An 8,795-nucleotide genomic window follows, 5' to 3' on the forward strand; every position below is an offset into this window, starting at 1 on the left:
GTTTGTGGTTATTCAAAAGTCTATCACAAATGACTTTTTTATTTTTCTAACTTAATTTTACAAACCGCGATTTTAAAAATTAAGAAGGTTTTAGGGCCGGAGCAGGCAGTTCAAAAACCTTCTTAATTGATTAATTATCGTTATCTTGACCAGCAAAAGCACCAGATGCCATCCAGATGCACTTGCAATCTTGGCAGCCGTAAACGACGACTGGCATCCCACCTAATTTGCCGTCTTCTTCGGAAGTAACATAGTTAAGTACAAAATTAGCTCCAGCTGGTGGTTGGATCATCCCACAGTTCGAGCTTCCACAAAATGGACACGCCTTAATAGCCATTTTCTTTCACCACCTTTACAACTAAAGTATATCAAAGAAGTGACCATATTTTTTACCAATTAATAAGTTTTCCTAAGGCTTGGGATAAAAATAGCTGGTAGGGTTCTTCAAAATAGTATAATAATAGAAAACGCTATCATTGAAAGGAAAAGATACAGATGGTAAAAAAGATAATTCTTGATTGTGACCCGGGACATGATGATGCTCTAGCTTTGACAATGGCGGTGGCATCACCCAAGATTGAACTGCTAGCAGTCACGACTTCTGCCGGTAACCAGACACCGGATAAGACCCTTAATAACGCAATGCGGATGTTGACCCTCCTTCACCGGGAAGACATTCCGGTTGCCCAGGGAAATCAGACCCCGTTGGTGAAGCCGCTAGAGACGGCACCAGAAGTTCATGGTAAGACCGGACTTGATGGTGCGGACCTGCCGGAACCAGATTTTGCGGTACAAGAAATACCCGCAATTGAACTGATTGCGAAGACGCTTCGTGAAAGCAGTGACAAGGTTACCCTGGTTGTGACCGGGCCAATGACTAATGCCGCCCTCTTTTTGCGGGTCTATCCTGACCTGGCAAAAGAAAAGATTGATCAGATTGTCTTTATGGGTGGTGCAATGGGGCTCGGTAACTGGCGCCCGTCAGTTGAGTTCAACATTTTCGTGGACCCCGAAGCAGCTAAAATTGTCATGAACTTTGGTATTCCATTGGTAATGGCGCCGTTAAATGTTACCCATAAGGCCCAGATCTTAAAGAATGAAATTGAAGAAATAGGTAAAATCAATAATCCAGTTGCGCACGCGTTTTATGGCCTTTTAAACTTCTTTGAACAGTACCACGAAAATCCAAAATGGGGGCTCAAAGGGGCACCACTACACGACCCGTGCACAATTGCCTGGCTGATTGATCCGGAAATGTTTGAAACTGACTGGATGAATGTCGATGTGGAGACACAGGGTGACCTAACCCGTGGCGAAACCGTTTGTGACTATTACCTGTTGACCGGAAAGCCAGCCAACACCGAAGTACTCCTAGGGATTGACCGGGAGAAGTTTATCAAGTTAATCATGGATACAATGAAGAGCTTTAATTAGAAAAAGGGAGCATGATAAAGTTTTGTCACGCTCCCTTTCGTTTTTCTCAAATATTATGGCTGGGGGAAGAAAAAGCAACTTGGGACCAATACTGGTATTGCAAAAATTCTTTCCTAGCTCCCCGTTACGTTAGCGTTCAACATAGTTAACGACAAAGCTTGTTAATGGGCGGCTCTCCCATTGGTTGGCGGTGTTTTTCATTGCCGACCAGAATGTGGGATCCTGGACATGCTGCAGGATTTCAACCGCAAGTGGGGTGGTATTGCTGATGATGATTTCATCTTTAGCAATGGTGCCCTGGAAAACACGTTCGTTGATTAGCTGAACAAAAATCTGGTGGACCGTCTGGGTAAATGTTTCTGAATCATACTTTTTAGCAATTCCCATGAACTTCTGGTTGCTCTTTTGCATGTCATTTAATACCACCTGATCGTAGGTGGGAATCATGCTGGCAGTCTTGTCGAGGATTGCAAAGTAGGTAAATAGGTAATCGTCGGTGTTCATAATCGTTCATCCTTCCTAGTCTGAGTACTTATCACCGATTGTAGCATACTTGGAAAACGAAAAACGAGAACTAGTTAAATAATAAAAAGTGGTCGCGAACTTTTCACGACCACTCTTTATTACTTATTCCAATTAATTACCCGGTTATCGTTCTTGCTGCTTTGACCAATCAACTGGTTATTAAGATAAACTGTCGTCTTGAAGCCTTTATGAACGTCACTTTCGGCCAGCTTTTGTTGTTGGTCGTCCATTAAGGTACCGATGACCCCGTTTTGCAGTGAGTCAATCAGCAGGTCGCGGCGTGGCTTTGACAGCTTATAAAAGTCGTCATTTACCGTGATCTTAATCTGGCTCTTACCAGTGTATTGAATATTCTTAATACTAGTGAAGCCCTGGAATTGCTTGTCATTAGACTCATATTGCTGACAGTTGGCCAGGTAACTAGCAATATCACGGTTAGCAATATCCATGTTTTCCTTCGTAGAAGCGGCAACAGTGGTTGCAGTTGCCGTGAAATTATCGGCAGCCACCATTGCGTCACCCAGGCTTAAGCAGGCAAGGGCGGTTATTAATTGTCCTAATAATTAATGCTGTTTTAATCTTTTTTAGCATATGCAATGCCACGGTGGGTCTTGCTTGCCTACCTATTGTTAACCATTTACAACTTCTTCTATCCCGAGAAGACAGCAATTGACCAACAGGTTAAGTAGAAAACTATCAATTTTTATCATATTTGCAGGACAAGAGGCTGGGAAGTTTTTCCCAGTCTTATTTTATTAATAGACACATTCACTGCTATCTTTTATTAGAAAGGAAAGGTAAAATTAATAAGTAAATTTACACCTGAAAGAAAGTAGGAAAGAAGATAATGAATGGATTTATTGGTGAATTTTTTGGCACAATGATATTAATTCTAATCGGCGGGGGCTGCTCTGCTAGTGTTAACCTCAAGAGAAATTATGCCCATGGCAGCGGATGGTGGTTTGTCTGTGCTTCATGGGGACTTGCCGTTACGATGGGTGTTTATGTTGCAGGATTCCTGGGATCGCAGGGGCATCTTAATCCGGCAGTAACAATTCCATATGCTCTTTTTGGCCTGTTCCCGTGGAAGCAAGTATTACCATACCTGGCTGGACAGTTTCTCGGTGCGTTTGTGGGTGCCACGTTGTTTGTCATCCAGTATTACCCACAATTTAAGGCGACAAAAACCGAAAAAGAAGGTAATAGTGTCGGCATCTTTGCTACCCGACCCGCAATTAAGTCACCGCTTTTTAACTTTCTTTCTGAAGTTATTGCTACCTTTGCCTTTGTCTTCATTCTGTTAAACTTAGGTAATTTTACAACTGGGATGAAACCATTTATCGTTGGCCTTTTAATTACCGTTATTGGTACGGGCTTAGGGTCGACAACTGGTTTTGCATTAAACCCGGCCCGTGATTGGAGTCCGCGGTTGGCTTATACGATTCTCCCGGTACCGAATAAATCCAGTGCTGAATGGTGGTATGCCTGGGTACCGATGATTGGACCATTAGCAGGTGGTGTTCTAGCCTGCGCCATCGAGACTGCAATTGCATAATTGGTCTAACCATAAAGAATTACTTAAACCGCTTGACGAAAGCTAGCTAGTATGAGAGGATATGTCTGAGATTGATAATTGGTATACTTATTAAAATACTGAAAGGAAGATACTCGTGCAACCAGTAGCTCATATTGGTATATTCGTTGACAATGTTAGTAAGCATGATTTAGAGCAAGGAAATAACCGTGACCAAGACGGCTTGATCTTAGACCGAGCGACTGTACGGATGATGGAGGAGCAGGCGCTGAAGCTATCGCCAAGTTTAGCCAACCGGGTTATTATCCCGATTGATGGTACTGACCCACAGTCGATTAGGCAACGGGCAGAGCAACTTACGCTGACTGGTGATAACGTATGGGTTCAGGTGCCGGTAATGACTGCTGGGCACTTTAATGAAGCACTCATTAAACAATTACTTAGTGAGGGCGTGCCACTGGCGGTTAATGGAGTTGCCAGTAAGAAGCAGGCATACCAGCTATTAACGATTGCGGGGGCTTATAGCACTCCCCTATTGCTCAATCTTTGCTCTGCAATGTCACGTTATGATGTGATTGTCAGTGTTGCACTGGCTCACCTAATGCCACAGGTGCAAGTAATTAGCAAGGCATGGACAAGCGATGACTTTTGGGATCTTCAAGACCTCCACCTTGACGGCGTAATTTTAAGTCAACAGCTATATACGGAGTTGGATGTCTTGACGACAAGTACAATTGGTCAGGCTTGCAACGTAAAAACTCATCAGCAATTTGAACTGGTGATGGAATAATAAAAAGAGAACGGTGGTAAAAACCACGGTTAAGCGCAAGCGCCTAACTGTGGTTTGATTCACTGTTCCCTTATTTTTTTGACCGGTTAAATTGACTATGAAGCTTGAGGGTGCCGTGGCCGTAACACAACCCAAATAACAACGGCATTAACCAGGAGCGTCAGACCGGTTACCGCAAAGACCATCGGGTAATTAAACAGCCCTGAGATGACCGAACCGATAATTGATCCCAAAACTGCACCTGCCGCCTGAAATGACTGGTTTAAACTGAAGATCCGTCCAAAAGCTTCCGTTGGAACATCTAGTGTTAAAACAGTCTGAATGGCTGGGGTCAATGCAGCGTTGGCAAGTCCTAGTAAGAATCGCCAGAAGGCAAGCGACCATGCCGAATGGGTGAAGGTCATGGGGATGAAGAGGACAAATGCGACCATCAAACCGGTCCGTAAAACAACCTTTGGTCCAATTCGATCCATCGTGTGGCCAACTTTTGAGGCCGCAATTAGGGTCCCGAGGCCGGGCGTAGCAGCAACAATTCCCGCAACAAAAGCTACATTACCGTGATTGCCCATCAGCGATTTAACGTACAAACTGATAATTGGCGTGATTGACATGGAAGAAGAAATTACCACCATCGTCGTAAAGAACATTGCAATAATGGTGCCAGGACTATCGAGTTCCTTGAAAATCTGACCGATCGGCTTCATCTTTTCTTTTTTAATTGGGACAAAGTGTTCTTTAGTAAGGAAGGTCGTCCCCAGAAAGTTCAGAAACATCAGTCCACCAGTGATGAAGAAGGGGATCCGGTAGCCAAATACTCCGGAGAGCGCTCCACCAAGTAATGGTCCTACCAAGTTCCCAGCTACCCCAGCAGTGGTCATGGCTGACATTACCCAGCCAGAGTGGGACCGTGGGGTTTCGCCAGCCATCAGTGCAGTGGCATTGTTAATGTAACCGGAAAAGGCACCCTGAAGGAAGCGCATCCCGATAATCCACCAGACGTTTCGTGCCAGGCCCACACAGAAAATGGTACAAGCCATTACCCCGGCGGCACGCATACACATTAGTTTCCGTCCTTTCCGGTCAGCGAGATTTCCCCAGAGTGGCGAAACGATTGCTTGGCTAACAAAGGTAGCACCGAAAGCTAAGCCGGAATAAATATTGAGCTGAAAGTGTGAAAAATTGCCGAGTTCACTGATAAACAGTGAGATGAAGGGCATCGTCATTGAATAACCGGCCCCCGTAATAAAGGCACCGAGCCATAATGTATAGAAAGTTCGGTGCCAGCCGTTGGGATATTGTTCTTCTACTCCCATCTTTTCCAATTCATCTCCCAAATAGTAGTGAAGATTATTGTAACAGAAATTACTTTTGCTTACTAATAGTTAAATAGTGGCAAAAAGTAAGCAACATAAAGACAGCTAATAGGACGGTGATCCACATTGAAATTCGGATACCGGTAATAAGACTGTTGGGGATGCCCGCAATAACAACCAGCATTGTGACGGAAACGGCCCCTGAAACCTGCCGCAAAGTATTGTTGAGGGCGGTACCGTGACTGTTTTCAAGCTTTGAAAGGCCAGAAAATGCTTCGGATAAAGCAGGACTGAAGACAAAGGCATTACCGATCATCCGAATGGTATAAGCAATGGTGAGGACGGCAATTGAAGAGTGGGTTGAGATTGTTACTAGTGGGTACGAAGCAATGATCATTAAGATTCCACCGGAGATAATGAGCCATTTGGGTCCGTATTGGTCATACAGGCGGCCGATAAAGGAAGCGGCGAGCCCGTTGCAGATGGCACCGGGAAGAAGGATCAGCCCTGACTTGAAGCTTCCCATCCCCAGGATGTTTTCAGTAAAGATCGGGACCAGCTGTTCAGTTCCCAGCAGGAGCATAAAGGCGAAGATCCCAACAAAGGTCATTAACCGGAATGATGGGTACTTAAAAATCTGAACTTTCAGCATTGGGTTCTTCAGGCGTAATTGGCGCTTGACGAAGAAGTAGATAATGATTAGACCGACAATCAGCATTGCCCAGCCAGCCCAGACATTTAACTCGAAGACAGTCAGACTACCGAGGGCGAGGGCCGAACCAAGCAGTGAAATGAAGACGGATAAGTAATCAATCTTAATGTCCCGTGGCTGGGAGAAGTTTTGCAGCTTAAAGTAGCCGATGATAAAAATCAGGATCATGAAGGGCAGGACGGCGATAAAGAGCCACCGCCATGGTAAAACCTGCAGGATAAAACCAGAGAGGGTTGGCCCAACGGCTGGGGCGGTTGAGATTACTAAACTTGATAGGCCAAGGATGGAGCCACGCTTTTCAATGGGGTAGATGGTAATCATGGTGGTCATTTGAAACGACATTAGCATCCCACCGGCGGCTGCTTGAATTAACCGTGCTAGTAATAAGGAATAAAAATTGCTGGCGATGCAACCAATTGTGGTACCGACGATAAATGTACCAATTGTCCAAAGGAAGACTTGCCGGTTGGTAAACTTCTCGTACATGTTTGACGAGAGCGGGGTGACGATCCCAATGATAAGGGTGTAGCCGGTGGTTAACCACTGGACAGCATTTAGTGAAACGTGCAATTCCCGTTCAATAACAGGGAGGGCGGTGATCATCATAGTTTGGCTTGCCAGGCTGACAAAGGCTGACAACAAAAGAATTGCGGTGATCAAGCGACGATTTTTAATTGTAATCTGCGGACTTGATTTTGACATGTGAACTTCCTTTCTCTCATTAATTCCTAATCTAGTTTAGCACCGTCTTTTCGATAATTTCTAAGGTAAATTGGGGAGAATTTGGATTTCTCTGGTATAGTAATAGGTAAAAAGGAGGAATGGTGGCTTGAAAACGAGAATTGCGGTTTTTTCTGATGTCCATGGTAACTTGAGTGCTTTTGAGGCGATGTACCAGGACAGCCTAAAGCAAAATGTAGACCAATACTGGTTCATTGGTGACCTCTTAATGCCGGGGCCGAGTGTGATGAAGGTATGGCAACTGTTTGAAAAGATTAACCCCCAGGTAGTTGTACGAGGAAACTGGGATAACCTAGTTGTGCATGGTGCACGCGGACTGATGGACCTTAATAAGCCGTCACATATTTATTTTGCCCGGCTAGCGCAATATGTTGAGCGCCATACTCCGGACAAGATGATTGATAATATTGCTAGCTGGCCACTGCACGTGACTAAGCAGGTCGGTCCGCTGAATTTTGGGATTTCACATAACCTGCCCGACTTAAATATGGGGCAAGATTTATTCCCGACGAAACCAACCGAAAATTTTGACCGCTTGTTTAAAGTTGATAGTAAAAGAGCGGTTGATATTGCAATCTATGCCCATGTCCACCACCAGCTCCTCCGGTATTCAAATGATGAGCGAATTATTTTAAATCCAGGAGCAGTTGGCGAACCGTTTAACCGCTGGAAGACACTCCAGCGTGACTTGCGTGCTTACTACCTGATTTTAGAGGTAGATGATGAGGGCTTAGCAGAAGCCAACTTCCGCCATGTTGCGTATGACCGGTCGGTGGAAAGCGATCGGGCGGTAACGGATGGTGTGCCGTATGCGGAACTATACCAACGGATGATGAAGACGGGGGTAGCGTATACGCATGATAGCGACTTATTAAAGAAGTTTAACGAGAAGTATGGTTATGCGGAGGAATACCGGAAGTTTGCCAAGGAAAAACGCGGATAAGGCATATTTATTGCTTTTGGTCAGTAAATGTCAGATAATAATGAAGAATAGTTCTCGCAGATGTTAAATTTAGTTGTTTGTCGTAAGGTATTAACTTTTAAATAAAAGGAGAACGCAAATAGATGGCAAAAAAGTCAAAGATTGCTAAATTACATCATCAAGAAGCACTGGTAAAGAAGTATGCTGCAAAGCGGAAGGAATTGAAGGCGAAGGGTGACTACATTGCTTTATCGAAGTTACCACGGAACTCGAGTGCGGTAAGGTTACACAACCGAGACCGTTATGATGGCCGGCCACATGCATACATGCGCAAGTTTGGCATGTCCCGGATCAACTTCCGCAACCTAGCACACAAGGGCCAAATTCCGGGAGTACGGAAGGCTAGCTGGTAATTAAGAAGTGCGGAGCGGCCACCAAGAGGGCCGTATGACCAACATGGAAAACTGGACTGACGCGGAACGCGTCGGTTCAGTTTTTTTGTTGGGCACTAGGCCCTCGGCCGCGGAGCATGTTATCTTAAGAAGTGCGGAAGGGCGACCAAGGAGGCGTATGGCTAACATGGGAAAATCGATTGGCGCGGGACGCGGCGATTGATTTTTTCTGTTAGACACTAGCCTCCAGCCCTGTGGCACGTTATCCTTGTAGGAAGAAAAATAGAACAATAGAATAACCGGAGAAATTTAGCATACAAATATTCAAGGCTGGCACAGAAGTCAGTCTTTTTCTATTCCCGGAATGTCAATTTAAATTAGAAATTGGTCATCTGTAATATACTTCATGAATACTTCCAAAGGTGTTTGATA

10 protein-coding genes are annotated in these 8,795 nt (G+C 44.8%); 5 read left to right on the top strand and 5 right to left on the bottom strand.

The annotated features are described in order from the left end of the window. Positions 1-130: 130 nt before the first annotated feature. A complete protein-coding gene (locus tag QOS07_RS08940) occupies positions 131-337 on the bottom strand; it encodes a hypothetical protein (RefSeq protein WP_283588603.1) in 207 nt (68 codons plus the stop codon). A gap of 158 nt (positions 338-495) precedes the next feature. Between QOS07_RS08940 and rihA the strand changes: the two genes are divergently transcribed. Beyond that, on the top strand, positions 496-1,434 hold the full coding sequence (gene rihA / locus QOS07_RS08945) for a pyrimidine-specific ribonucleoside hydrolase RihA (protein ID WP_283588604.1): 939 nt from the start codon (positions 496-498) through the stop codon (positions 1,432-1,434). 129 nt (positions 1,435-1,563) lie between these two features. On the opposite strand, the gene QOS07_RS08950 is transcribed toward rihA, so the two are convergent. Both QOS07_RS08950 and QOS07_RS08955 read right to left on the bottom strand, forming a co-directional pair. Further along, positions 1,564-1,938 (bottom strand): hypothetical protein, encoded by a 375-nt coding sequence (locus QOS07_RS08950; RefSeq protein ID WP_283588605.1) that lies wholly within the window; start codon positions 1,936-1,938, stop codon positions 1,564-1,566. A 119-nt stretch (positions 1,939-2,057) separates the two neighbouring features. Beyond that, on the bottom strand, positions 2,058-2,471 hold the full coding sequence (locus QOS07_RS08955; RefSeq protein WP_283588606.1) for a hypothetical protein: 414 nt from the start codon (positions 2,469-2,471) through the stop codon (positions 2,058-2,060). Positions 2,472-2,806: 335 nt separating this feature from the next. Here QOS07_RS08955 and QOS07_RS08960 point away from each other — a divergent pair, with 335 nt between their 5' ends. After that, positions 2,807-3,514 (top strand): MIP/aquaporin family protein, encoded by a 708-nt coding sequence (locus QOS07_RS08960; RefSeq protein ID WP_283588607.1) that lies wholly within the window; start codon positions 2,807-2,809, stop codon positions 3,512-3,514. Between the two features lie 115 nt (positions 3,515-3,629). Next, the gene (locus QOS07_RS08965; protein ID WP_283588608.1) at positions 3,630-4,283 is read left to right on the top strand and encodes a beta/alpha barrel domain-containing protein; all 654 of its coding nucleotides are present in this window, start codon (positions 3,630-3,632) and stop codon (positions 4,281-4,283) included. Between the two features lie 95 nt (positions 4,284-4,378). Here the strand turns inward: QOS07_RS08965 and QOS07_RS08970 are convergent, their stop codons facing one another. Beyond that, positions 4,379-5,596, bottom strand: coding sequence for an MFS transporter (locus tag QOS07_RS08970; protein WP_283588612.1), 1,218 nt, complete (start codon positions 5,594-5,596; stop codon positions 4,379-4,381). A 49-nt stretch (positions 5,597-5,645) separates the two neighbouring features. Next, positions 5,646-7,010 (bottom strand): DHA2 family efflux MFS transporter permease subunit, encoded by a 1,365-nt coding sequence (locus tag QOS07_RS08975; protein ID WP_283588609.1) that lies wholly within the window; start codon positions 7,008-7,010, stop codon positions 5,646-5,648. A gap of 127 nt (positions 7,011-7,137) precedes the next feature. On the opposite strand from QOS07_RS08975, the gene QOS07_RS08980 reads away from it, so the two are divergent. Together QOS07_RS08980 and rpsN are read left to right on the top strand one after the other, a co-directional pair. Beyond that, positions 7,138-7,992, top strand: coding sequence for a metallophosphoesterase family protein (locus tag QOS07_RS08980; RefSeq protein WP_283588610.1), 855 nt, complete (start codon positions 7,138-7,140; stop codon positions 7,990-7,992). 122 nt (positions 7,993-8,114) lie between these two features. Next, positions 8,115-8,384 carry a 30S ribosomal protein S14 gene (rpsN, locus tag QOS07_RS08985; RefSeq protein ID WP_283588611.1) on the top strand — a complete coding sequence of 90 codons (270 nt, stop codon included), beginning with the start codon at positions 8,115-8,117 and terminating at the stop codon, positions 8,382-8,384. The last annotated feature ends 411 nt before the right edge of the window (positions 8,385-8,795 follow it).

It is taken from the genome of Limosilactobacillus viscerum, from assembly GCF_947387525.1.
GTDB lineage: Bacteria > Bacillota > Bacilli > Lactobacillales > Lactobacillaceae > Limosilactobacillus > Limosilactobacillus viscerum.